We start from the raw sequence: 23,758 nt of genomic DNA, 5'->3' as shown, positions 1-23,758 counted from the left end.
TCCGGCGGGCTCACGGTGCTGCACCTGCGCGTGATCTGCCCGGCGGAGGACACCGACGCCGTGCTCACGATTCTGCGCGAGCACGTCGGCGTCACACACCTCATCGTGTCTCGTGGCGCCGCTGTGCAGCCGGTCGGCGATGCCGTCCAAGCCGACATCGCTCGCGAGGCCGCGAACGATGTCCTTGCGGAGCTGGGCAAGCTCGGCCTCGAACAGTCGGGTGCATTGACGCTCGAACCGTTGGAAACGGTGTTGTCCGACGCGGCGGTCAAAGCCGAACACGACGCGCCCGGGGATCCAGCCGACGCGGTCGTGTGGGAAGAGCTGCTGTCGCGCACCCGTGAAGAATCGACGCTCAACGGTGCATTTCTGGCGTTTCTGACGATCGCGTGCCTACTTGCCGCGGTCGGTGTGGTCACCGATTCGCCGGTGACGATTGTCGGCGCCATGGTCGTGGGTCCGGAGTTCGGACCGCTCGCGGCACTCGCTGTCAGCTTGGTCCGACGCAAGTACTCACTGGCCCGGCGATCGATGATCGCATTGCTGTTCGGTTTTCCGGTTGCGATGGTGGCGACCGGGTTGGCAACTCTGCTCGGTGAAGCGATCGGCTGGATCGAGCTGGATTCTGTCGAAACGCTCGATCAGGTCGACTTCATCTACAAGGTCGGACCGTTTTCGCTGGTTGTTGCACTGCTCGCCGGTGCGGCAGGCATGCTCGCTCTCGTCACCGCGAAGTCGGCAGCGCTCGTCGGCGTCTTCATTTCGGTGACGACGGTTCCGGCTGCTGGGTTTGCCGTTGTCGCTGCGACCAACAGCGAGTGGCGCATCGCTCTGCTCTCGACGGGGCAGCTGGCCGTGAATCTGGTCGGGATCGTTGTCGCCGGGGTTGTCGTGCTCGCGCTCCGGCCAACCACGGAACCTCACGATTCCTGGTTGGCCAGAGCCCGGCATCACGTCTTGGGACGATCGAAATAGCTAGACCGCCGGCGAGATCGGTCCCTGCGTGAGAAAGCGGTACGCGTACGTGCTGGCGAGCAAGGTGACCGGAATCGTCACCAGCAGTCCGAGTCCGCACAGCAGGGCTCCGACGAAGTTGATGGCGACCAAAGCCAGCGCGAGCAGCAGCAGCGGCCCGACATTCTTCGACGTCAGCTCGAAACTCGACTTCATCGCGGCGACCGGTTCCTGATCGCGGTCGATGACGAACTGCAGGGTGTACCAGAGCAGGAACGTCGCGATGATGCCCGGAATGACCAAGAGGATGAAGCCGATGGTGGTCACGATGCCGACCAGGATTGCGGCGATCAGGACAGCGCCGAGGTTGCGGAACTGGAAGAAGTCTCCGATCGCTGGCTTGTTGCCGTCGACCTCGCGCAACGCTCCGTTGATGAACGCGGCCTGGAGAATCATGCCGACAATCCAGCTGAGCAATGACCCGAACAGGCTGAGTGCCACCGACGTTTCCGGTCCGATGCCGAAGCCTGCGAGGCCGCCGGTCGGTAGCTGAATCACAAGGCTGATAACGAAGGCGATGACCGAGATGCCGATCCAGACTCCGGCGTTCGCCTTGAACTTGTTCCAGCCGTAGGTCAGTGCGTCACCGACATTGAGCTGTTGCACGCCGCCGCCGTAGCCTGCGCCACCGGCCGGATAAGGATCCGCTGCGTAGTTGGGTTGACCGTAGTTACCCGGAGGTTGTTGATAGCCACCGCCGGGAGGAGGCCCGAACCCGCCGGGAGGGGGCGGGTAGCCGCCGGAGGGGGGAGGCGGATACCCACCCGACTGCGGCGGTGGATAGCTCCCTGCTGGATCGCTGCCGGGCGGGAACCTTTTCGTCGTGTCAGGTCCTTCACCGGGGCCACCCTGCGGAGGTGGCGGATAGTCGGTCATGTCGTGTTCCTTCCCGATGGGGGGTTTCGATCGCGAGTCTTGTCTGAATTGTCTGGATTGTCTGAGGCGGAACGTTCGTCGATCTACTATGTCGACAACGACGCGCCGATGCGACAACAACGCGGCACAAATTTCGCTCCGATCCGTATCGGTACTGGTCGGGCGTCATGGGCGAAACGAAGAAACCCAGCGTTCGCGTCGGGCAGGTAGGTTGGAAGTCGATGAGCGCATTAGTGGCAGACCGCGCAGCCGGGGTCGTCGCAGCAGCAGAGAAGCTGCTCGCGCGGCGAATGGGCGCACCGGTCAGACTTGTCGATCCGACCGAACTCGGCGGTAGCGGGCGAACCGTTGTTTTGCGGGTCCGCGTCGCGGACAACGCTTTTTCGCTACCGCGAACCCTGATCGTCAAGAAAGTTCGCGACTTCGACACGACGTTCGGGCCCGGTTTCGAGCCGGGCGTCGCAAGTGTCGACTCTGCTTTTCTCCGTGAGGCAGTCTCGTACCAGTTCGCGACGGCGCTTGCGATCGAGGACAGACCCGGTCCCGATCTGCTTGCTCACGACCTCGACGAGCGGCTTCTCATCATCAGCGATCTCGGCGAGGGTGTGCGCCTCACGACGCAACTGCAAAGCGGTGACGACGCCGCTGCGGAGAATTCGCTGATGGCGTTCGCTCAGGCGTTGGGACGTATGCACTCGACGACGGTCGGCCGCGAATCCGATTTCACGGCTCTGCTCCGCCGCGCCGAGGTTGCCCATCACGCGGACGGTGTGACGTCGCAGGCCGTCACCGCGGTCGAGCGCTTGCCAGGCATGCTCGCCGACAGTCTCGGCATAACGGTGTCGGACGCTGTTGTCGACGCGTCGAGGCATTGCCTCCGACTCTTCCGTGGCGGCCGCCTACGCGCGTTCAGCCCGTCGGACCTGTGCCCGGACAACGTGATAGTCAACGACGACGGTGTCCGATTCCTCGATTACGAGTGGGGCGGCTATCGCGACGCGTCACTCGATATCGCCTACGCACTCGTCTCGTACCCCGGCTGCCTGTGTCATTTCGAGATGTCGGCCGAGCGCGCGCAGGCGATGATCGAAGCGTGGCGTTCGGAGGTCGTCGGGATCTGGCCGTTCCTGGCCGAAGACAAGATCTTGGCCAGAAAGATGCTCGACGCGAAACTGATCTGGGTGTGGTTGTCGACGTATTGGTTCCTGCCGGACAACCATGCTCGAATCGCCGCCGTCCGCGCGCACGGACTGTCGGTGCCTCGGTCCGAGGCGTTGTTGTCGAGGTGGGCGTCGCTGTCGGAATCGGCAGGCGCCGCAGGCGACCGCCACCTTGCCGCGCTCGCGGAACGTGTTGCGGCAGAGCTGGACTCGCGGTGGTCAGGGGAGGACTAGGTACCGTCGAGCTTGTCGAGCAGGTACCGCCGTTCGACCTCGTTCTCCGTGAGAAGCAGCGCGGTTCGATACGCCGTCTGCGATTCGTCGACGCGCCCGAGTTCGTACAGGAAGTGCGCCCGCGACGCCTCGAAGTAGCCGTAGGCCGCCAGCGCTGGTTCCCCTGCCAACGCGTCGAGTAGGGCGAGACCTCGCGCCGCACCGTGAGCGAAGCCGACGGCGATCGCGTGGTTGAGGTGGACGACCGGCGACGGCCAAACTCGGATCAGCAACTCGTACAAACCGGTGACTTCCACCCAATCGGTCTCGTCGAAGGACGGAGACTCCGCGTGTACGGCGGCGATCGCGGCCTGGAGTGTGTACCGATCGACGTGCGGAAGTGCGCTGCGGACAAGGGCGACGCCCTCGGCGATGGCGTCGCGATCCCAGTCGTCACGATTCTGTTCTGCGAGGGTGAGCATGCGGCCGTCGGGCGCGGTCCGCGCCGACCGGCGGGCATCGGTGAGCAACATCAGCGCAAGCACACCCTGCACGGTCGGGTTGTCGGGAGTCAGCGCAGCCATCATGCGAGCGAGCTGCACAGCGCGATCGCAGAGGTCGTTTCGGACGAGCGCGTCACCCGACGGCGCGGTGTGGCCGGTTGTGAACAGCAGATGCAGCACAGCGCAGATCGCATCCACCCGCTCGGGCAGTTCGGCGGCGGACGGCACCCGATAGGGAATGCGTGCGATCGCGATCTTCTTCTTCGCTCGAGTGATCCTTGCGGCCATCGTCGATTCGCTCACCAGAAAAGCACGCGCGACCTCTGCCGTCGTAACTCCGCACATCAGACGTAGCGTCAACGCGACCTGAGCTTCGCGTGCCAATGCCGGGTGGCAGCAGGTACAGATCAGGCGCAGCCGATCGTCGGGAATGCTGCGTGCAACCTCGATCGCGTCCAGCGCGAGTTCAGCTGTGTCGGAACCGACTTCGTCCTCGACGAGCAGCGGCAGCGCACGCCGCAAGGTCATTTCGCGGCGGAGCACATCCAGGGCAAGGCGGTGAGCGTCGGTTGTCAGCCAGGCAGCCGGATTAGACGGGATACCGCTGCGCGGCCAGTCGGTGAGTGCGCGCGAGTACGCATCCTGAACACACTCTTCGGCGAGGTCGAGGTTCCGAGTGAGGCGCACCGTCGCGGCGAGCACGTATGCCCACTCGCGGCGGTGCGCCTGCGCTACAGCAGCCGTGACGTCGACCATCTCGCTGCCCTGCACGTCTGGAGGTCGGACGATTCGCTACATAGCTCGCAGCGGGCGGACTTCGACGCCGCCGAAACGGGCGGGGACCTGCTTTGCGATCGCGATCGCCGCGTCCAGATCGGCGGCCTCGATCAGGTAGTAGCCACCGAGGGCCTCCTTGGCTTCGGCGAACGGCGCGTCGGTCACGTCGAACCCGCCTGCGTCGTCGGTTCGAATCGAGGTTGCTGTCATCGTCGGCTGCAACCAGCCGCCGCCCTGTACGGCCGCGCCGACATTGGCCTGGAATTTGACATGTTCAGCCAGGATCTCGCCGATGGCGGCATCGCTTGCCGTCGCGTAGCCGGTTTCGTTTTCGTAGATGAGGACGAGATATTGCGACATTGCGACTCCTTGTTCGGGGCCCGCTGATCGGACCGCGTATCAGTACCGACGAACGGGGTTCGCGGGAATCGACAACCTCGCAAGAGAAATATCGAGAAAGTTTTCGCCGCGGCGACAATTATTGCGGTACGGGTGCCGATCGGGACTGGAGTCGGCCGATCCCGGACTGGGTTGCGAGCGAGGCGCCGTGCCGGACGGCCGCGTTGGGATCGGCAACGTCGGTGACGTAGAACCAATCCATCTGCGCCGCAGCAGGAGTGACGTCGAGGACGCCGTAGCCGTGCGAGTCGAGTTCGGCATAACGGATGTGCCGGTTGATCGACGTGATGGCCGCCTCGGCCGGAATCGCTGCGGTCCGCGGCGGCGCTTTCAGGAAGTCACCGGGGCTCGACGACGTGATCGAGGGAACGACGAACTCGACCCCAACTGTTTTGCCTGCCGGATAACTCGCCGCATCGAGCGGGAGGTCGGCTGCCCACGACGAGTGGATGTCGCCGGTCAGGAAGACCACGTTGTCGACACCGTCGGTATCGATCGCATCGAAGAGCCGTCGCCGATCCGCGGTATAGCCGTCCCACTGATCGACATTGACCGGGATGCCCGACTGCGGGATTCCGAGTGCGGCTGTGACGGCCGCCGTTGTCGCAGGTTCGAGGGGTGGCACGACAAGCGGCGCGATCATCACCGGATTGCCGACGAGTCGCCAGCTGGTCGGTGCGGTCGTGACTCCCTTTGTGAGCCAATCCAATTGCGCCGCACCGGTGATCGAGCGGTCGGGGGCGTCGACGCTGCGCCACCCCGCACCGGGTGTGACCTGCTCGCTGCGGTAGCTGCGTAGGTCGAGCATCGAAAGTTCGGCAAGCGTGCCGAAGCGGAGCCGGCGGTAGAGCCGCGCATCGCGCCCCGACCCGCTTGCCCGCACCGGCATCCACTCCAGATAGGCCTGCATCGCGGCTGCGCGGCGGGCGTGCCAATCGCCTTCCGTTGCGGGAGTGTGATTCTCCGCGCCGTCGCGGTAGGCATCGTTTGCCGTCTCGTGGTCGTCCCAGGTGCAGATGAACGGCAGGCGGGCGTGCAGGGCAGCGAGGTCGGGGTCGGTCTTGTACTGCGCGTGCCGCGTTCGGTAGTCCGCGAGCGAGACGATCTCGTGCGCGGGGTCGTGCTGGCGCACGACGCCGTCGCGACCGCCGAATTCGCCGCGCTTGTACTCGTACAGGTAGTCGCCGAGGTGCACGATCGCGTCGAGGTCCGTACGCGCTGCAAGGTGGCGGTAGGCGCTGAAAAAGCCTGCCTCCCAGTTGGAGCACGACACGACGCCGAAACGCAGTCGATCGAGGTCGGCATCGGCGGCCGGTGCGGTTCGGGTGCGGCCTGTCGGTGATACCTGGTTGGTCCCCTGAACTGTGAAGCGATACCAATAGTTGGTAGCAGGCGCGAGTCCGGTGACGTCGATCTTGACGGTGTGATCGGAAGACGCTGTGGCCGTTGCTGTTCCGGACGCTGCTATCGAGTCGAACCGGTCGTCGCCTGCGACCTCCCACTGCACGTCGACGTCGTTGCCGCCGGACTCGATGCGGGTCCAGATGATGACCCCGTTCGGCAGCGGGTCGCCCGAGGCAACCCCGTGCCGGAAAGTCGCCGACGTGGCCTGAGCCTTCGTGGCGAAGAACGTCGACGGGACCGTCGCGGCCGCACCTATTCCGGCTGCGGCGACACCGCCCTTGAGCAGAGACCGACGCGACAGGGATTCAGGCACGGTGACGATCACATCCGAGTCGGACCACGGAAGGCAAATCGGCTCGATGAACAGTTGGCAAACGCGGCGCCGGCGTCATGCGCCCGCAGCTTCGGCACGATCGAGCAGCAACGCCCGCTCGCGTTCGTTCTGGGTCATTCCGGCCGCCCGCTCGAATTCGGTTCGCGCTTCGTCGCCACGGCCGAGTTTCGCGAGCAGGTCGCCACGCACGCTTGGCAGCAGGTGGTAGTTCTTCAGCGACGGCAGGTCGACGAGCTGATCCACGAGGTCAAGCCCTGCCTGCGGACCGAAGGCCATCGACAATGCGACCGCCCGGTTCAATTCGATGATGGGCGACGGCTCGAGAACTGCGAGCTCCTCGTAGAGGCTCGCGATCCGAGCCCAGTCTGTGTCGTCCGCGGTTCGGGCACGGGCGTGGCAGGCGGCGAGAGCTGCCTGCAGCGTGTACTTCGCGCGGGTCGGGGCGAGCGACTCGGCGCGCTCGAGTGCCGCCAGACCGCGCTGGATCAGCAGGTGATCCCATTTGGCGCGGTTCTGTTCGAGCAGCAGCACAGGTTCGCCGGCAGGCGTCGTTCGCGCTGCTGTCCGCGATGCCTGAATCTCCATCAGCGACACCAGACCGTGCACCTCGGGTTCCTCGGGCATCAGACCTGCGAGCAACCTGCCGAGGCGAAGTGCTTCGGCGCAGAGTTCGGGCCGCATCCAGTCGTCACCCGCGGTCGCGGAATAACCCTCGTTGAACACCAGGTAGACAGCCTCGAGAACGGACGCCAGGCGCGCGGGCAGTTCGTCACGGCCCGGTACCTCGAACGGTACGTCGGCGTCGGCGAGTGCCCGCTTCGCGCGCACGATCCTTTGTGCGACAGTCGCTTCCGACACCAGGAAGGCGCGAGCGATTTCGCCCGTCTTCAGCCCGCCGAGCAGCTTCAACGTCAACGCGACGCGCGCCTCCGTGGTCAGGATCGGGTGGCACGAGATGAACATCAACCGCAGGAGGTCGTCCTCGATGCGGTCGTCGAGAACGTCGTCGTACTCGCTCGACCCCTGATCGATCTCGAGGTCGTGCGCAATTTCCTGATGCTTGCGATCGAGGCGTTCCTGTCGACGGAACCGATCGATGGCGCGGCGCTTCGAGATGGCCATCAGCCAGGCGCCAGGGTTGCGGGGGACACCTGATTCCGGCCATTGCTCGAGCGCCGCGACAAGCGCGTCCTGTGCAAGTTCTTCGGCGAGCCCGACATCGTGGACCATTCGCGTCAGCCCCGCGATCAGGCGCGCGGATTCGATACGCCAGACCGCGTCGATGCTGGCGTTGACGTCGGCTGTCGTCCGGGGTGCCGTCACAGAAATGCAGGCTACGCCACGGGTCCGACGCTGCTATTCGAAGTCTGAACGCTCACCGACGGGGCGAACCTCGACCACTATCTCGTCGAATATGTTGTCGAAAACAGCTCCGAACCGGTTCGCCCATTCGATCGCCTCGTCTCTCGATCGGACATCGACGATCATAAATCCGGCGACCACCTCCTTCGCCTCCGCGTACGGTCCGTCGGTGACGGTCCGGGTGCCCTTGGAATAGGTGATCTTGACGCCGTGATCCGGGTGGCGCAGACCCTCGGCCGCGAGCAGAACGCCTGCCTTGTTCATGTCGCCGAGCAGCGCGTCCATCCCTGTCATCAACTCGGCCGGTGGTGGCGTCGCCCTGTCGTAGTAGACCTCGGTGTTGTGCACGATCATGTAGCGCATTGCTGGAATTCCTTTCGGATCGGTGGACCGCATTTCGCGGCCCGTGACTACACGTCGAACGAGCACCGACCAGATCGACGGTTTTCCGATATTCGTCAGACGGTAACGTCGAAACGTGCAGCAGCTCGGTATGGACGAAGACGGCGACGGATTGTTCGACGCGCCGAGCGATGCTGCGTCGGGGGAGTCGGAACCGCGACTCGAGCGGCCAAGACCAGGCGCCCCACTGGCGGTGCGGATGCGTCCCGCCAACCTCGACGAGGTCGTCGGGCAGGAGCATCTGCTGCGGTCGGGCGCGCCGCTTCGACGTCTCGTCGAGGGGTCGGGTGCGGCATCGGTCCTGCTCTACGGTCCGCCGGGCACCGGAAAGACGACCCTCGCGTCGCTGGTCTCGCACAGCACGGGCCGTCGATTCGAGGCGTTGTCCGCGTTGTCCGCCGGGGTCAAGGAGGTGCGCGCGGTCATCGACCTCGCCCGCCGCCGCCTGACTGCAGGCGAACAGACCGTCCTGTTCATCGACGAGGTACATCGCTTTTCGAAGACGCAACAGGACGCGCTGCTCGCTGCCGTCGAGAACAGAATCGTGCTGCTGGTCGGGGCAACCACCGAGAACCCGTCCTTCTCCGTCGTCTCGCCGCTGCTGTCGCGGTCTCTCGTCCTGCAGTTGCAACCACTGACCGACGACAACATCACGACGCTGCTGAGGCGGGCACTCACCGATCCGCGCGGCCTCGATGATCGATACACGGTGACCGACGATGCGATGGCGCACCTCGTTGCGATCGCGGGAGGTGATGCGCGTCGCGGGTTGACGGCTCTGGAAGCCGCGGCCGAGGCGGCACCGTCGTCGGAGATCTCCCTCGAACTGGTCGAGGCCAGCATCGACCGGGCGGCGGTTCGCTACGACCGCGACGGCGACCAGCACTACGACGTCACCAGCGCGTTCATCAAATCGATGCGTGGGTCGGATGTCGATGCGTCGCTGCACTATCTGGCCCGGATGATCACCGCGGGGGAGGATCCCCGGTTCATCGCACGGCGGCTGGTGATCCTCGCCAGCGAAGACATCGGCATGGCGGATCCGACAGCGTTGTTGACGGCGACCGCAGCGGCGAGCGCCGTGCAGATGATCGGTATGCCGGAAGCCCAACTTGCGTTGGCGCAGGCGACGATTCATCTTGCGACCGCGCCGAAATCGGGTTCGGTCACCTCTGGTCTCGGCGCTGCGATGGCCGACATCACGGCAGGCAAGGCTGGGTTGGTGCCGGCACACCTGCGCGACGGTCACTACGCGGGCGCGCAGAAAATGGGCAACGCCATCGGCTATCGGTTGCCGCACAAGGACCCCGACGGTGTACTGCCGCAGCAATATCCGCCGGACGAACTGGTCGGCGTGGACTACTACACGCCGACCGACCACGGCCTGGAACGAGAGATCGGACGCCGTGTCGAGAAGCTGCGGCGGATCGTGCGGCTTCGCCGCTCGTGAGTCCTTTCGGCGGGCCCGCCCTCCAAAAGGACTCACGAGGCGCGCAGCGCCCTAATCGAAAGGAAGACAATGCAAGGCATTTCGCCGTCGGAGGATTTCCGTCGACCGCTCGCCGACCGACGCGATGGGGCCCTGTTCTTCGAGGCGAAGTACCGACTGCGGACCGGTGACGTCGACCAGGACATGCGCTTGCGCCTCGACGGTATGGCTCGGACCCTGCAGGACGTTGCGAACGACAACCTCGAAGCGACCGACTTCGCTCACACCGACCCGTTCTGGATCGTGCGTAGGACCGTGATCGACGTGATCGAGCCGATCAGCTGGCCCGGCACAGTCACTGCCCAACGGTGGTGCGGCGCGTTGTCGACCCGATGGACGAACATGCGGGTCCGGATGACGGCCGAGCACGAGACGAACCTGTTCAATCCGACCCAACGTCCGGCAGGCCTCGTGGAAACCGAGGCGTTCTGGATCAACGTGAACCAGCAGGGTCTGCCCGCGCGGATCAGCGACGGTGGCTTCGCGCTGCTCAGTTCGATGAACGACGTGCATCGGTTGAAGTGGAAGTCGATGAATCCGGATCTGCCTTCGGAGGCAGATACGCACACAGGCGCACCCGCCGATCGGCAGCATGTCCTGCGCAGCACCGACTTCGATCCGTTCAAGCACATGAACAACGCGGCCTACTGGGCTGCGGTCGAGGACGAACTCGTCGACCATCCCGATCTGACGGCCACGCGACACCGCGCTGTAGTCGAGTACCTGCGGCCGATTTCGCCGGACACCATCGCGTTGACCGTTCGCCGTCGACGGGAGGGCGACCAGTTGCAGATGTGGTTGCTTGCCAACGGCGTGACCGCGGCGACCGCGACGGTTACCCGGCTGTCCTGAACTGGTAACTGCGATGCTCTGAAAAAGACCTGTCCACAACCGGTAACCTGAACTGCTGTGCAGACACATGAGATTCGCCGTCGGTTTCTGAACCATTTCGTCGCGGCCGGGCATACCGAAGTGCCGAGTGCGTCGTTGATTCTCAACGACCCGAATCTTTTGTTCGTCAATGCGGGCATGGTCCAGTTCGTGCCGTATTTTCTCGGTGCGCAGACGCCTCCGTTCGTGCGGGCGACGAGCGTGCAGAAATGCGTCAGGACCCTCGACATCGAGAACGTCGGCATCACGACGCGGCACAACACGTTCTTCCAGATGGCCGGCAATTTCTCGTTCGGCGACTACTTCAAACGAGACGCGATCGCGTTCGCGTGGAGTCTGCTTACCAACAGCGTCGAGGACGGCGGCTACGGCTTCGACCCCGAACGGCTCTGGGCCACAGCCTATCTCGACGACGACGAGGCGATCTCGCTGTGGAAGGAGATCGCGGGGCTGCCGGACGAGCGCATCCAGAAGCGCGGCATGGCCGACAACTACTGGTCCATGGGAATCCCCGGTCCCTGTGGACCGTGTTCGGAGATCTACTACGACCGCGGTCCGGAATTCGGCGCCGACGGTGGACCCGAGGCTGACGAGGACCGCTACATCGAGATCTGGAATCTCGTGTTCATGCAGAACGAGCGCGGTCAGGGTACTTCTAAGGACAACTTCGAGATCCTGGGTCCGCTGCCGAAGCAGAACATCGACACCGGCATGGGTGTGGAGCGGGTGGCGTTCCTGCTGCAGAACGTCGCGAATGTCTACGAAACCGACCTCGTTCGCCCCGTCATCACCAAGGCGGAGGAACTGACGGGACGTAAGTACGGGGTCGATCACCAGGACGACATCCGCTTCCGAGTGATCGCCGACCACGCGCGCACCGCTGCGATGCTGATCGTCGACGGCGTCAACCCCGGCAACGACGGTCGTGGCTACGTGCTGCGTCGATTGCTGCGACGAATCGTGCGCTCCGCCAAGCTTCTCGGCGCCGATCAGCCGACCATGGGTGCGTTGATGACGGTCGTCCGCGACGAGATGTCGCCGTCCTACCCGGAACTCGCAACGAACTTCGAGCGCATCGAAAACGTTGCTGTCGGTGAGGAAACAGCATTCCGCAACACCCTGACGTCGGGCTCGAAGCTTTTCGAGAACGCGGCCGACGCTGTGAAGGCCAAGGGCGGCAACGTAATCGGGGGTACCGAGGCATTCGCCCTGCACGACACCTACGGCTTCCCGATCGATCTCACCCTCGAAATGGCTGCGGAGGCAGGCCTTACCGTCGACGAGGACGGTTTCCGGTCGCTGATGGCCGAGCAACGCAAACGCGCAAAAGAAGACGCGCAGTCGCGCAAGCATGCGCACGCCGACCTGTCGGTATACAAGGAACTCGTCGACCGCGGACCCACCGAGTTCACCGGTTTCTCCGAACTGACAACCGAGGCGAATGTGCTCGCGTTGATCTCGGGTGGCGTACGGGTCCCGACCGCAGTGCAGGGCGAGGACGTCGAGGTTGTGCTCGATCGCAGCCCGCTCTATGCGGAGTCCGGTGGCCAGATCGCGGACAAGGGCTCGCTGAGCGCGACCGGACTGCGGGTGCGCGTCAACGATGTGCAGAAGATCGCCAAGAAGCTGTGGGTGCACAAGGTCAAGATCGAAGAAGGTCAGCTGACCGAGGGCGACGTCGTCCTTGCCCAGGTGGATCCGCAGTGGCGGCACGGGTCGACCCAGGGCCACTCGGGCACGCACATGGTGCACGCCGCACTGCGACAGGTGCTCGGGCCCAACGCGGTTCAGGCCGGATCGCTCAACAAACCCGGCTATCTACGTTTCGACTTCAACTGGCAGGGCGGGTTGTCCGACGCGCAGCGCGACGAGATCGAAACGGTCACCAACGATGCCGTCGGTGCCGACTTCCAGGTGAACACTTTCGTCACCGATCTTCCCAAGGCGAAGGAAATGGGCGCCCTCGCCCTGTTCGGCGAGAACTACGGCGACGAGGTTCGAGTCGTCGAGATCGGCGGACCGTTTTCGATGGAACTCTGCGGCGGCACTCACGTGCAGCATTCGTCGCAGATCGGTCCGGTCACGATCCTCGGTGAGTCGTCGGTGGGGTCGGGCATTCGTCGTGTCGAAGCGTTTGTCGGCCTCGACTCCTACCGCTACCTCGCGAAGGAGCGCGCTCTGCTTGCGGGCATCGCGTCGTCGTTGAAGGTGCCCTCCGACGAGGTTCCGGCCCGCATCGAGCAACTCGTCGAGCGGCTTCGAGTGGCCGAGAAGGAACTCGACAAGACGAAGGCTGCGGCGGTCCTGGCATCGGCGGGAACCTTCGTCGATGCTGCCGAGCGGATCGGCGCGGTGAAACTCGTTGCCGCGAGTGCGCCCGAGGGCGTGTCGGGCAACGACCTCCGCTCGCTTGCGGTCGACATACGCGGACGGTTCGGCACCGATCCAGCTGTGGTCGTGTTGCTCGGCAACGCCGACGGCAAGGTGCCGTTCGTCGTCGCGGCGAACAAGGCGGCACAAGACCTCGGAATCAAGGCAGGCGATCTGGTCGCCAGCTTCGGTCCGTCGATCGCCGGGCGTGGTGGCGGCAAGGCGGACATGGCACAGGGCGCGGGCTCGGATCCGGCAGGCATCGATGCCGGGCTCGATGCTGTTCGAAACCGTGTCGTCGAGCTTGCCGGAAACAGCTGACAGTGGACAAGGCACCGGACCGTCCAGGCAACGACGACCCGGGACGCGGCCGGCGGATCGGCATCGACGTGGGCAGCGTGCGCGTCGGTGTCGCTTCGAGCGACCCCGACGGCATGATCGCAACCCCGGTGGAAACCGTCGCAAGGTCGAAGGACGATTCGCCGAATGCGTCGGATCTGCGTCGGATCGAGGCGATCGTGCGGGAGTATGAGGCAGTCGAAATCGTCGTCGGTTTGCCGCGAACATTGCGGGGTAACCACGGACCTGCAGCGGAGTTGGCAACGAAGTTTGCCGATCGGTTGCGCGAGCGGTTGGTATCAGTACCGGTTCGCATGGCGGACGAACGGTTGACTACGGTGACTGCAACGCGGGCCCTACGAGAAAGTGGAGTCCGCGCGAAAGGCCAGCGGCCCATGATCGATCAGGCCGCAGCGGTATCGATCTTGCAGAGTTGGCTCGACGAACGGAGAAGTGCCTTGGCGGCAAAGCATGCAGCAGGCCAGACCGAATCCGGGGGAGATTTGTGAGCGAAGGCTGGACCCCGGACCCGGCACGCGCTCAGCCGAGTCGGGTGGGTCGCCGCAAGTCGCGAGAGGCTCGAGCACGGCGTAAGCGTGGCCGCGCCGTCGCATTGCTTGCAGGCAGCGTCGTTGTGATTCTGATCCTGGCGTTGGGGTTCGTCTTCTACAAGAAGGTGATCGACAAGCCTGCTATCGCCGACGACTACGCCGGACCCGGTGGCGCTGTTGTCGTCGTCGAGGTCGCCAAGGGTGATACCGCCCGGGAGATCGCCACGGCAATGGCGGACAAGGATGTCGTCGCGAGTTGGGAAGCGTTCTACGAGGCTGCGGTCGCCAACCCGGACATGGGCAGCGTCATGCCTGGCTACTACGCGATGCCGTCCCAGATTCCAGCGGCCGAAGCGGTGACGAAGGTTGTCGATCCCGCTAGTCGCGTCGGTGCTCTCGTCATCTCCGAGGGTCGTCAACTGCACGATTCACGTGACGTCAACACCGATGCTGTGAAGGAAGGCATCTACACCAAGATCGCGACGGCGAGCTGCATCGAGGACAAGTGCGTCACCTACGATCAGCTCAACGAAGCCGGCGCTGCATCCGATCTGGATTCGCTCGGAGTTCCGAAGTGGGCGCAGGACAGTGTTCGTAAGGTCCCCGATCGTGATCGCCAGCTCGAAGGTCTGTTGGCGGCCGGGAGCCTGGATTTCGACCCGACCGGTACGCCGACCCAGATTCTCAGTGAGCTTGTCACCGACAGCGTCGCTGCGTACACAGCGACCGGCATCCTGGAATCGGGGAGTGGAAACCTCTCGCCGTACGAGCTGCTCGTTGCAGCGTCGCTCGTCGAGCGTGAGTCCAAGCCCGAGGATTTCGGAAAAGTCGCTCGGGTGATCCTGAATCGCCTGAAGGTGAATCAGCCGTTGCAGTTCGATTCGACTGTCAACTACTCGCTCGACACGACCGAAGTCGCAACCACCGATGCCGACCGTGCGGCCGTGACACCGTGGAATACGTATGCGATGCCTGGTCTACCTGCGACGCCGATTTCGTCCCCGAGCATCGCAGCGCTGCAAGCGATGGAGAACCCAGCTGACGGAAACTGGCTGTACTTCGTGACGGTCGACAAAGAAGGAACGACGGTCTTCACAGACACCTACGAAGAGCACTTGCGCAGTATCGAGCGAGCGTTGGAGAGTGGAATCCTGGACAGTGGCCGCTGATGGAGGCCGCTGACCGACCGGGCGCACCTCGCAAGGCTGCGGTGCTCGGCAGTCCGATCTCGCATTCGCGTTCTCCCGATCTGCACCTGGCCGCCTACCGGGCGCTCGGGCTCGAAGACTGGACCTACGAGCGGATCGAATGCCCTTCGGGGGCACTGCCTTTGCTCGTCAGCGGACTCGGCATCGAATACGTCGGATTGTCTGTCACGATGCCCGGCAAGGTCGAGGCCCTCGAGTTCGCAACCGAACGCACCGAACGGGCGGTACTGGTCGGGTCGGCGAATACGTTGGTCCGGATCGACAACGGCTGGCGTGCGGACTGCACCGACGTCGATGGCGTCCGTGGCGCCCTGCTCGACGGTGGCGTGACCGATCTGACCGGTGCCGACGCAGTTGTTGTCGGTGCGGGTGGCACGGCGCGGCCCGCCTTGCTGGCACTGGCCGAACTCGGTGTGACACGGGTGACGATCGTGGCCCGTGACGCCGGTCGGGCGCAGAGCGCGCTCGAGTTGGCGGGTGCGCTCAAAATGTCGGCTCGTGTCATCGACTTCTCCGCCGAACTCGTCGGCGCCGCGTGTGCCCAGAGCCGAGCTGTGGTCAGTACCGTTCCACCCGCGGCGGTCGAGCCGATCGCCGGTGCGGTCGCGCAGGCGCCCGTGGTCCTCGACGCGATCTACAACCCCTGGCCGACACCGCTTGCACAAGCAGTCCTCGACGCCGGTGGAACCGTCGTCAGCGGACTACAGATGCTTCTCAACCAGGCTTACGGCCAGGTCGAGCAATTCACCGGAATGCCGGCACCGCACGTGGCGATGGCCGAGGCCGTGCGCGTTCACTGACCTGCTGATTCCAGAACAGGCTGTGGACAACTTCGCGTCTATCCACAGGCTGCGAAATTCCTCGCGTGCAGGTCGGTTCCGGTCGGGCAGGCTGGATCGGTGCCCGACTCGATCCCTTTCCTTGTCTTCACCGCGTGGTGTGCAGCCCTGTCGGCCGTCGACCTCGCAACGCTGCGGCTGCCGAATACATCGACCCTGCTCGGAGCGGTAGCCGTTCTCGGTTACAGCGTCGCGACCGGACGTGGCTCGGTCGCTGTGATCGGCGGTCTGCTCCTCGGAGCGCTCTATTTGATAGTCCATCTACTCGCGCCGACCGCAATGGGTGCGGGCGATGTGAAACTCGCGATCGGCGTCGGCGCAGCGGCGGCACTCGGCGGCGGCGAGGTCTGGGTGCTTGCGGCGTTGCTCGCACCACTCGGGACCGCGGTCGCCGGGCTCGTACTGATCGTTCGCCGCCGCCGAACCGGCCGGACCGTCGTTCCGCACGGACCCTTCATGTGTGCCGCAACCGTGTTCGCGCTCGTCGCCGGGTAGCCACGTCGATCGGCAGTCCGTCGGACATGGAAGGATGGACACCGTGTTGCGCTGGATAACCGCAGGAGAATCGCACGGTCCCGCCCTCGTCGCTCTGCTCGACGGGATGGTTGCAGGGGTCGAGGTGACGACTGAAGATATCGCCGGAGAGCTTGCCCGCCGCCGCCTCGGCTATGGCCGCGGCGCGAGGATGAAGTTCGAGGCAGACAAGGTCACCATCATCGGTGGTGTTCGCCATGGCAAGACGATGGGCGGTCCGATCGCCATCGAGGTCGCCAACACCGAATGGCCGAAGTGGCAGACGGTTATGTCGTCGGATCCGGTGGACGAGGCCGAACTCGCGGATCTGGCGCGTAACGCACCGTTGACGCGACCCCGGCCGGGCCATGCGGACTATTCCGGCATGTTGAAGTACGGCTTCGACGATGCGCGCAATGTGCTCGAACGCGCGAGTGCTCGTGAGACGGCCGCTCGCGTCGCGGTCGGCACGGTCGCAAGGGCGTTCCTCCGTCAGGCATTCGGCGTCGAGGTGATCTCGCACGTCGTGTCGATCGGGTCCGCAGCGTCGACGGACGGACTCGTCCCGACCGCGACCGACCTCGCCGCGATCGACGAAAGCCCGGTCCGCGCGTTCAGCAAGGAAGCAGAAGCCGCGATGATCGCCGAGATCGAGGCGGCGAAGAAGGACGGCGACACGCTCGGCGGCGTCGTCGAAGTGGTTGTCGAAGGTCTTCCTGTCGGTCTCGGTTCGTTCACCAGTGGCGAGAACCGCCTCGATTCCCGGCTGGCCGGCGCACTGATGGGTATTCAGGCGATCAAGGGTGTCGAGGTCGGGGACGGTTTCGAAACCGCACGTCGTCGGGGGAGTCAGGCGCACGACGAGATGCGCCCCGGCCCCGACGGTGTGCTGCGCTCGACCAACCGAGCAGGTGGTCTCGAAGGTGGCATGACCAACGGCGAAGCGCTGCGCGTGCGCGCCGCGATGAAGCCGATTTCGACGGTGCCGCGGGCGCTTGCGACCGTCGACATGAGCACGGGTGAAGAGGCCGTCGCCATCCATCAGCGCTCGGATGTGTGTGCGGTACCCGCGGCCGGAGTTGTTGCGGAGACCATGGTGGCACTTGTGGTTGCGCAGGCGGCACTCGAGAAATTCGGGGGCGACTCGCTCGGTGAGACGGTCGCGAACATCACCGGATACATCAAGGGCACATCGGCCCGCGTACCGCGGTGATACCTCAGAGCCGACGTGCTCGCGTCGTAGCGGCGACGCCGCGCGCTGTGCTGGTCGGACCGCCGGGAGCGGGTAAGTCGACGATCGGTCGTCGGTTGGCCAACGCGCTCGGCGTCGAGTTGTTCGACACCGACGCCGCCATCGAGCGCGACGAAGGCCGCAGCATCTCGGAGATCTTCGCGACCGACGGCGAACCCGAGTTCCGCAAGATCGAAGAACGCGTCGTGAAGCAGGCTGTTGCCGAGCAGCAGGGCATCGTGTCGCTCGGCGGCGGTGCGATCCTGTCGAGGTCGACGCGGCAGGCACTCAAAGGTCGGCAGGTCGTCTATCTCGAGATCAGTGTGGCGGAAGGGTTGCGCCGCACGGGTTCCAACAAGTCGCGGCCGTTGCTTGCCGGGGCCGATCCGGCCGCGAAGTATCGAGAACTGATGCGTCGACGCCGACCGCTCTACCGTGAGGTCGCAACGATCAGAGTACGGACCGACGGCCGCAGCCCTGGCCGCGTCGTCAAGCAGATCCTCGCCAAACTCGGTGTGACAGAACCAGATACCGAACGCCCTACAGAATCGGAGCCAACAACGTGACCGAGCCGGTACGAGTCGAAGTCCGCACAGCGCGGCCCTACCCGGTGATCATCGGGCGTGGTTTGCTCGGCGACCTTGTTGCCGAGCTGTCGGGAACGCGAACGGTCGCCATCTTCCATCAGCCACCGCTCGCGGAAACCGCGGAAGCGGTGCGTGCGGCGTTGAGCGAGAAGGGAATCGACGCGCACCGCATCGAGATTCCCGATGCCGAGGACGGTAAGGATCTCGCTGTCGCCGGATTCTGCTGGGAGGTGCTCGGTCGTATCGGCCTCACCCGCAGCGACGCCATCGTCAGTCTCGGCGGGGGAGCGGCAACCGATCTCGCGGGCTTCGTCGCGGCCACCTGGATGCGCGGCGTGAAGATCGTGCATGTCCCGACGACGCTGCTCGCGATGGTCGATGCCGCGGTCGGTGGCAAAACCGGTATCAACACCGAAGCAGGCAAAAATCTCGTCGGCGCGATCCACGAACCGGCCGCCGTATTGATCGACCTCGCAACTCTGGAAACGGTGCCGCGCAACGAGATCATCGCCGGTATGGCAGAAATCATCAAGGCCGGTTTCATCGCCGATCCGGTGATCCTCGAACTGATCGAACGCGACCCCGAAGCTGCGCTCGATCCTACCGGCGAGGTCCTTCCGGAACTGATTCGCAGGTCCGTCGAAGTCAAGGCGAAAGTTGTCGCCGCCGACCTGCACGAGTCGAATCTGCGCGAAATCCTCAACTACGGTCACACACTCGGCCACGCCATCGAGCGCCGCGAGCGGTACAAGTGGCGTCACGGTGCGGCTGTGTCGGTCGGCCTGGTGTTCGCTGCCGAACTCGGTCGCCTTGCCGGTCGCCTCGACGACGCGACCGCCGATCGGCATCGCGCGGTTCTGGAAAGCGTCGGGCTGCCGACCACCTACGACGCAGATGCACTCGGACAGTTGCTCGAAGGTATGCAGACCGACAAGAAGAGCAGGGCCGGCATTCTGCGGTTCGTCGTGCTCGACGGGCTCGCGAAGCCGGGCAGACTCGAAGGTCCGGATCCGTCGCTCCTTGCTGCGGCATATTCGGCCGTTGCCCGCGATGCGAAACCGGGTGGTGCGGTCCTGCTGTAGCGGGGGAGAGTCAGGTCGCACCATTGTGGCGGTCGGCGATGGCACGGAAGGCCTGCTTGGGCCGGTAGGTGCCGTCTTCGAGTGCAGCCATGACTGCGAAGCCGGCTTTGTCCAGGTCGAACTGCGGATCGGCGCGGTGCACGAAATCGGGCATCGTGAAGGTGAAGACGAAGTAGCCGTGTATGCCTTCGGCGTTGTAGAGGTCGATCAACTCGGTGAGGTAGCGGGCTTGCACCGACTCGTCGCGTGGGTGGTCGCCGCGAATGCGCGCCGGGTTGGCGAACCAGTCGACGATCTGGAAGGAACCAGCACCACGCTGGTCGGCGGCAGTGAAAGCGCCGCAACCGAACTCGGAGACGACCATGGGCTTGCCGTGGTCGTGTGCCAGGGCATGTAACCGGTCCCCGTAGGTGGAGTGGTTGCGTGCGGCGCGGTAGAGACTGACGGCGACAAGGTCGAAAGCGGACCAGTCCGGGTTTTCCCAAGCGGCGGCCGAGTAGGTGATCGGGCCGTGAAAGCGGTGCCTCGCGACGGCGACGGTCCGGGTCAGGAGCTTGTGCAGTCGTCGGTCGATCCTGCGACGCAGCACTCTGCGGTACCGAATGATGAGCCACAGCCGCGCGAACGATTTCGGTCCTGGGACGACGCCGGGCACGGTGTGGGAGAACTCGCTGCCGACCAGGAGCGTGACGCGATCGGGATGGTGACGACGGAGTGTCTCCGCGGCTTCGGCGACCTCGGCCAGGTTCGCCAGCATCCACGACTGCGTCCGATCGGTGGCGTCGGGACGGAGGTAGACATTCAAGCCGATATCCAAGGCGAAGCGGGCGGCCAGGATCAGCTGTGTTGTGTCACGGCAAATCAGCATCACCGCATTGCACTGCAGGTCTTCGGCAATGATCGTCAGACCGCGCTGGATGTCCTCGAGCGCCATCTCGTCGACGAGGTACGAGATGCCGCGGATGTTCACCATACGAGGCTTTCGGCTGGCACACCCCGATCCTCGAGAAGAGTGCAGACCCTGTCAAGTTCGAGACGTTCATCGGTCGAGGCCGAGAGAGCACGGCGAATCGAAATGTCGGTACCTCGCACTAAACTTCGCGCACGGCGTCAGGTCGATGCGGGTGGGTTCGAGTTCGGGGGTGTTCCTATGTTTGTGACCACGTTGACGGTGTCTCATGTCTTGGGCAAGACGTGGAGGCTCAACGCGCCGTTGGTATACAAGGGCAAACGCGACTACTACGTCATCAAGGCAGGGTTCGAGACCGACTTCGCGTCGATCCCGAAGCCGATCGCGTGGTTGCTCGACAGTTCGGGCGGCAACTCCGAGGCTGCTGTCCTGCACGATGCTGTCTGGCGAGAGTCGCAGGAGCCGAAGGACGTTCGCCGGATCGATCCCTGGAACGCCGATGGTCTGTTCAGACGTGCGCTGCGGGAGACAGGTATGCCTGCGCTCACCAGGGGACTTATGTGGTGGGGTGTTCGCACCAACGCCGTCGTGCACGGGCGGTTCGGGATCGACGGTCCGTCGTTGCCGATCAAGCTGCTGCAACTCGTCGGTGGTTTTCTGCTCGGCGTGATCACAGTGCTGCCGGTGACGATCGTCGCCGCGATCGGTCTCGTCGCCTACTGGGTGTTCAACTGGATCGCTGCCGCGGTCTGGACGATCTTCGAGCGCTCGCACGGTATGCCGACCAACTGGCCATGGCTGCCGTTCACACCGAAGAAAGTTGCGGCGCTGATCTTCGCGGCGACAGCTGCGCCGACCATGTCTTTGGTGGTGGTCCCGATCTGGCAGAGTGCGGAAGTCAAGACCGCAGAGGCTGTCGCATTGGAGAATCTGCTGCTCGCACGCGGTGATACGCCGCTCACCAACGCCGAGATCGACGCACTGTCCGACCGAAGTCAGGCCGAGACGCCGTTGGCAGTGCAGAAGGCGTGGGAGCTGCCTTAAACCGATGCGGGGGTGCGCTCCGAATCGTGGTTCTCCTGTCGGCGCGCCAGGAAGTGGCTGATTCCGATGCCGATCATTGCGGGGATGAAAATCAGCAACAGGGTCCACGCCGCGCCCGAGGTGAGCTCGAAGATGAGCCCTTCGCCGCCGGTGTCGATCTTCGCGAAATGACCGATGACCCAGCACACGATCCCGGCAGCGACCGCGCCGAGTGCGCTCGCGCAGAGCCAACCGATGGTCAGGTCCGCGCCGCCTCTGCCGCTCGGGAAGTCGCGTCGATCTGCCTTGGCGTCGGCGTATCCCCACACGCCTGCGACAACGACGACGACGGCGAACAGGGCGAAGCGAGCGATGGAACCGTGCAACGGCCACTGCGCGATCGCGAATCCGAGGACGACCCTGATGACCACGTGCACCAGCGCAAGACCCAGACCACGCAGCAACCAAGAATTCATAAATAGAGGTAACCACAGCCGTGGGCTGCCCGCCTGTAGGTTTGTGAAATGTCCGCTGATCATGGTGCTCGACGCGAAGCGTTGCGATGCCTTCTTGTTGGCAACAACGTCGATGCGTTACTGGTCACCGATCTCGTCAACATCCGCTATCTCACCGGGTTCACCGGGTCGAATGCCGCGTTGCTTGTTCATACAGGCGATTCACGCGAGTCCGAGGATCGCACCGTCATCTGCACCGACGGTCGCTACCTGGCCCAGGTCGCAGCTCAGGTGCCGGACCTACGTGCAGAGATTGCGCGCGCCAGCGCGCGCCGTTTGGTCGAGCTTGCGCTCGAGACGGACGTCGGGCGGATCGGGTTCGAGAGTCATATCGCGACGGTCGACCAACTCCGCGGGTGGACCGAGCTCAGCACGGCACTCGATCTGGTTCGGACGCCAGGGCTGATCGAGGAACTGCGCCGAGTCAAGGACGATCACGAGGTCGCGTTGCTCCGCGCGGCCTGCACCGCAGCGGACAAAGCGCTCGCGGCGCTGCTGGAAGCGGGCGGCCTCGCGCCGGGCCGAACAGAACGTCAGGTCGGCAGGCAGTTGGAGTTTCTGATGTTCGAGCATGGTGCCGAAGGCGTGTCGTTCGAAACGATCGTCGCGGCCGGTGCCAATTCGGCGATCCCGCATCACCGTCCTACCGATGCACTGCTGGCGCGCGGCGACTTCGTGAAGATCGACTTCGGCGCAATTGTCGGGGGATACCACTCGGACATGACGAGGACCTACGTTCTCGACGCCCCGGCGGCCTGGCAGATCGACGTCTACGACCTGGTTGCACGCGCGCAAGCAGCCGGTCGGGCTGCACTGCATCCTGGCGCAGATGTCGTCGAGGTGGACGCGGCGGCACGCACAGTCATCGAGGACGCAGGTCACGGTGAGCTGTTTCTCCACGGACTCGGCCACGGTGTCGGGCTGCAGATCCACGAAGCGCCGGGAATCGGCAAGCTCGGCACGGGTACACTTCTCTCCGGCGAGGCAGTGACCGTCGAACCTGGTGTGTACTTCTCCGGCCGCGGAGGCGTCCGAATCGAGGACACTCTTGTGGTGCGCGACGAGGGCCCGGAACTGCTCACCCTCACCAGCAAAGACTTGACCGTCGTATAGGGGCGGGTACGAACAACATCACGATGAACGCGTCGAGACAGACGCATTGAGGAGACGCGAAGCAAGTGGCTTCAACCAGTGATTTCAAAAACGGCCTTGTCCTGAACATCGAGGGACAGCTCTGGAACATCATCGAGTTCCAGCACGTCAAGCCAGGCAAGGGTCCCGCGTTCGTGCGGACGAAGCTCAAGAACGTGCTCTCCGGCAAGGTCGTCGACAAGACGTTCAATGCGGGTGTGAAGGTCGAGGTCGCGACCGTCGACCGCCGCGATATGACGTACCTCTACCACGACGGCAGCGACTACGTGTTCATGGACGGCGACACCTACGATCAGCACTCCATCAGCGAGGCGACGATCGGTGACAGCGCACGCTTCCTGCTCGAAAACATGACGGCGCAGGTCGCAATTCACGACGGCGCACCGCTCTACGTCGAACTCCCGGTCACGGTCGAGCTCGAGGTCAAGCACACCGATCCCGGTCTGCAGGGCGACCGCTCGACCGGTGGCACCAAGCCCGCCACGCTGGAGACGGGCGCCGAGGTGCAGGTTCCGCTGTTCATCAACACCGGCGACAAGCTCAAGATCGACTCGCGCGACGGTAATTACCTCGGCCGCGTGAACAGCTGACCGGTCGAGTGACGGGACAGGAAG

23 protein-coding genes are annotated in these 23,758 nt (G+C 64.4%); 15 read left to right on the top strand and 8 right to left on the bottom strand.

Annotated features, from left to right (window positions below; genetic code table 11):
• Window positions 1-15 precede the first annotated feature (15 nt).
• The gene (locus ACHIRB_RS00365) at window positions 16-975 is read left to right on the top strand and encodes a DUF389 domain-containing protein (RefSeq protein ID WP_395124467.1); all 960 of its coding nucleotides are present in this window, start codon (window positions 16-18) and stop codon (window positions 973-975) included.
• Here the strand turns inward: ACHIRB_RS00365 and ACHIRB_RS00360 are convergent, their stop codons facing one another.
• Window positions 976-1,890, bottom strand: coding sequence for a hypothetical protein (locus ACHIRB_RS00360; RefSeq protein WP_395115677.1), 915 nt, complete (start codon window positions 1,888-1,890; stop codon window positions 976-978). It lies immediately after the preceding gene.
• Window positions 1,891-2,111: 221 nt separating this feature from the next.
• On the opposite strand from ACHIRB_RS00360, the gene ACHIRB_RS00355 reads away from it, so the two are divergent.
• A complete protein-coding gene (locus ACHIRB_RS00355; protein WP_395115676.1) occupies window positions 2,112-3,284 on the top strand; it encodes a phosphotransferase family protein in 1,173 nt (390 codons plus the stop codon).
• Here the strand turns inward: ACHIRB_RS00355 and ACHIRB_RS00350 are convergent.
• The 5 genes from ACHIRB_RS00350 to ACHIRB_RS00330 all read right to left on the bottom strand — a co-directional run bounded on the left by ACHIRB_RS00350 (window position 3,281) and on the right by ACHIRB_RS00330 (window position 8,405).
• Complete coding sequence (locus ACHIRB_RS00350; protein WP_395115675.1) at window positions 3,281-4,537, bottom strand: RNA polymerase sigma factor; 1,257 nt, start codon at window positions 4,535-4,537, stop codon at window positions 3,281-3,283. The genes ACHIRB_RS00355 and ACHIRB_RS00350 overlap by 4 nt on opposite strands.
• A gap of 21 nt (window positions 4,538-4,558) precedes the next feature.
• Window positions 4,559-4,903 carry a YciI family protein gene (locus ACHIRB_RS00345; protein WP_395124466.1) on the bottom strand — a complete coding sequence of 115 codons (345 nt, stop codon included), beginning with the start codon at window positions 4,901-4,903 and terminating at the stop codon, window positions 4,559-4,561.
• A 118-nt stretch (window positions 4,904-5,021) separates the two neighbouring features.
• A complete protein-coding gene (locus ACHIRB_RS00340) occupies window positions 5,022-6,668 on the bottom strand; it encodes an alkaline phosphatase D family protein (RefSeq protein WP_395115853.1) in 1,647 nt (548 codons plus the stop codon).
• 66 nt (window positions 6,669-6,734) lie between these two features.
• A complete protein-coding gene (locus tag ACHIRB_RS00335) occupies window positions 6,735-8,003 on the bottom strand; it encodes an RNA polymerase sigma factor (protein ID WP_395115673.1) in 1,269 nt (422 codons plus the stop codon).
• Between the two features lie 33 nt (window positions 8,004-8,036).
• Complete coding sequence (locus ACHIRB_RS00330) at window positions 8,037-8,405, bottom strand: YciI family protein (protein ID WP_395115672.1); 369 nt, start codon at window positions 8,403-8,405, stop codon at window positions 8,037-8,039.
• A 130-nt stretch (window positions 8,406-8,535) separates the two neighbouring features.
• Here ACHIRB_RS00330 and ACHIRB_RS00325 point away from each other — a divergent pair, with 130 nt between their 5' ends.
• The 10 genes from ACHIRB_RS00325 (at window position 8,536) to aroB (ending at window position 19,544) form a co-directional block, all read left to right on the top strand.
• A complete protein-coding gene (locus tag ACHIRB_RS00325) occupies window positions 8,536-9,894 on the top strand; it encodes a replication-associated recombination protein A (RefSeq protein ID WP_395124503.1) in 1,359 nt (452 codons plus the stop codon).
• Window positions 9,895-9,963: 69 nt separating this feature from the next.
• On the top strand, window positions 9,964-10,785 hold the full coding sequence (locus ACHIRB_RS00320; protein ID WP_395124465.1) for an acyl-[acyl-carrier-protein] thioesterase: 822 nt from the start codon (window positions 9,964-9,966) through the stop codon (window positions 10,783-10,785).
• Between the two features lie 57 nt (window positions 10,786-10,842).
• Entirely contained in the window at window positions 10,843-13,515 is a 2,673-nt protein-coding gene (gene alaS / locus ACHIRB_RS00315; RefSeq protein WP_395124464.1) for an alanine--tRNA ligase, read from the top strand.
• Window positions 13,512-14,042 (top strand): Holliday junction resolvase RuvX, encoded by a 531-nt coding sequence (ruvX, locus tag ACHIRB_RS00310; protein ID WP_395124502.1) that lies wholly within the window; start codon window positions 13,512-13,514, stop codon window positions 14,040-14,042. The genes alaS and ruvX overlap by 4 nt, the downstream gene beginning before the upstream one ends.
• On the top strand, window positions 14,039-15,253 hold the full coding sequence (mltG, locus tag ACHIRB_RS00305) for an endolytic transglycosylase MltG (protein ID WP_395115669.1): 1,215 nt from the start codon (window positions 14,039-14,041) through the stop codon (window positions 15,251-15,253). The genes ruvX and mltG overlap by 4 nt, the downstream gene beginning before the upstream one ends.
• Window positions 15,253-16,092, top strand: a complete 840-nt coding sequence (locus ACHIRB_RS00300; protein WP_395115668.1) for a shikimate dehydrogenase — start codon at window positions 15,253-15,255, stop codon at window positions 16,090-16,092. Before mltG ends, ACHIRB_RS00300 begins: the two co-directional genes overlap by 1 nt.
• Window positions 16,093-16,191: 99 nt before the next feature.
• A complete protein-coding gene (locus tag ACHIRB_RS00295) occupies window positions 16,192-16,626 on the top strand; it encodes a prepilin peptidase (RefSeq protein ID WP_395115667.1) in 435 nt (144 codons plus the stop codon).
• A gap of 43 nt (window positions 16,627-16,669) precedes the next feature.
• The gene (aroC, locus tag ACHIRB_RS00290; protein WP_395115666.1) at window positions 16,670-17,857 is read left to right on the top strand and encodes a chorismate synthase; all 1,188 of its coding nucleotides are present in this window, start codon (window positions 16,670-16,672) and stop codon (window positions 17,855-17,857) included.
• On the top strand, window positions 17,857-18,441 hold the full coding sequence (locus ACHIRB_RS00285; protein ID WP_395124501.1) for a shikimate kinase: 585 nt from the start codon (window positions 17,857-17,859) through the stop codon (window positions 18,439-18,441). The genes aroC and ACHIRB_RS00285 overlap by 1 nt, the downstream gene beginning before the upstream one ends.
• The gene (aroB, locus tag ACHIRB_RS00280; RefSeq protein WP_199701047.1) at window positions 18,438-19,544 is read left to right on the top strand and encodes a 3-dehydroquinate synthase; all 1,107 of its coding nucleotides are present in this window, start codon (window positions 18,438-18,440) and stop codon (window positions 19,542-19,544) included. Before ACHIRB_RS00285 ends, aroB begins: the two co-directional genes overlap by 4 nt.
• A 10-nt stretch (window positions 19,545-19,554) precedes the next feature.
• Here aroB and ACHIRB_RS00275 read toward each other — a convergent pair whose 3' ends face one another.
• Window positions 19,555-20,517 (bottom strand): glycoside hydrolase family 113, encoded by a 963-nt coding sequence (locus tag ACHIRB_RS00275; protein ID WP_395127583.1) that lies wholly within the window; start codon window positions 20,515-20,517, stop codon window positions 19,555-19,557.
• 183 nt (window positions 20,518-20,700) lie between these two features.
• Between ACHIRB_RS00275 and ACHIRB_RS00270 the strand changes: the two genes are divergently transcribed.
• A complete protein-coding gene (locus ACHIRB_RS00270; RefSeq protein ID WP_395124462.1) occupies window positions 20,701-21,498 on the top strand; it encodes a DUF1353 domain-containing protein in 798 nt (265 codons plus the stop codon).
• Here ACHIRB_RS00270 and ACHIRB_RS00265 read toward each other — a convergent pair.
• Window positions 21,495-21,953 (bottom strand): B-4DMT family transporter, encoded by a 459-nt coding sequence (locus ACHIRB_RS00265; RefSeq protein ID WP_395124461.1) that lies wholly within the window; start codon window positions 21,951-21,953, stop codon window positions 21,495-21,497. The genes ACHIRB_RS00270 and ACHIRB_RS00265 overlap by 4 nt on opposite strands.
• A 48-nt stretch (window positions 21,954-22,001) precedes the next feature.
• Between ACHIRB_RS00265 and ACHIRB_RS00260 the strand changes: the two genes are divergently transcribed.
• Together ACHIRB_RS00260 and efp are read left to right on the top strand one after the other, a co-directional pair.
• A complete protein-coding gene (locus ACHIRB_RS00260) occupies window positions 22,002-23,105 on the top strand; it encodes a M24 family metallopeptidase (RefSeq protein WP_395124460.1) in 1,104 nt (367 codons plus the stop codon).
• A 65-nt stretch (window positions 23,106-23,170) separates the two neighbouring features.
• Complete coding sequence (efp, locus tag ACHIRB_RS00255; protein ID WP_199701055.1) at window positions 23,171-23,734, top strand: elongation factor P; 564 nt, start codon at window positions 23,171-23,173, stop codon at window positions 23,732-23,734.
• Window positions 23,735-23,758 lie beyond the last annotated feature (24 nt).

The sequence above is a fragment of the Antrihabitans spumae genome (genome assembly GCF_043944905.1).
In the GTDB taxonomy this organism is placed as follows: Bacteria; Actinomycetota; Actinomycetes; order Mycobacteriales; family Mycobacteriaceae; genus Antrihabitans; species Antrihabitans spumae.
Note: the sequence above shows the minus strand (reverse complement) of the source record. Positions and strands in the feature narration are given on the sequence as shown.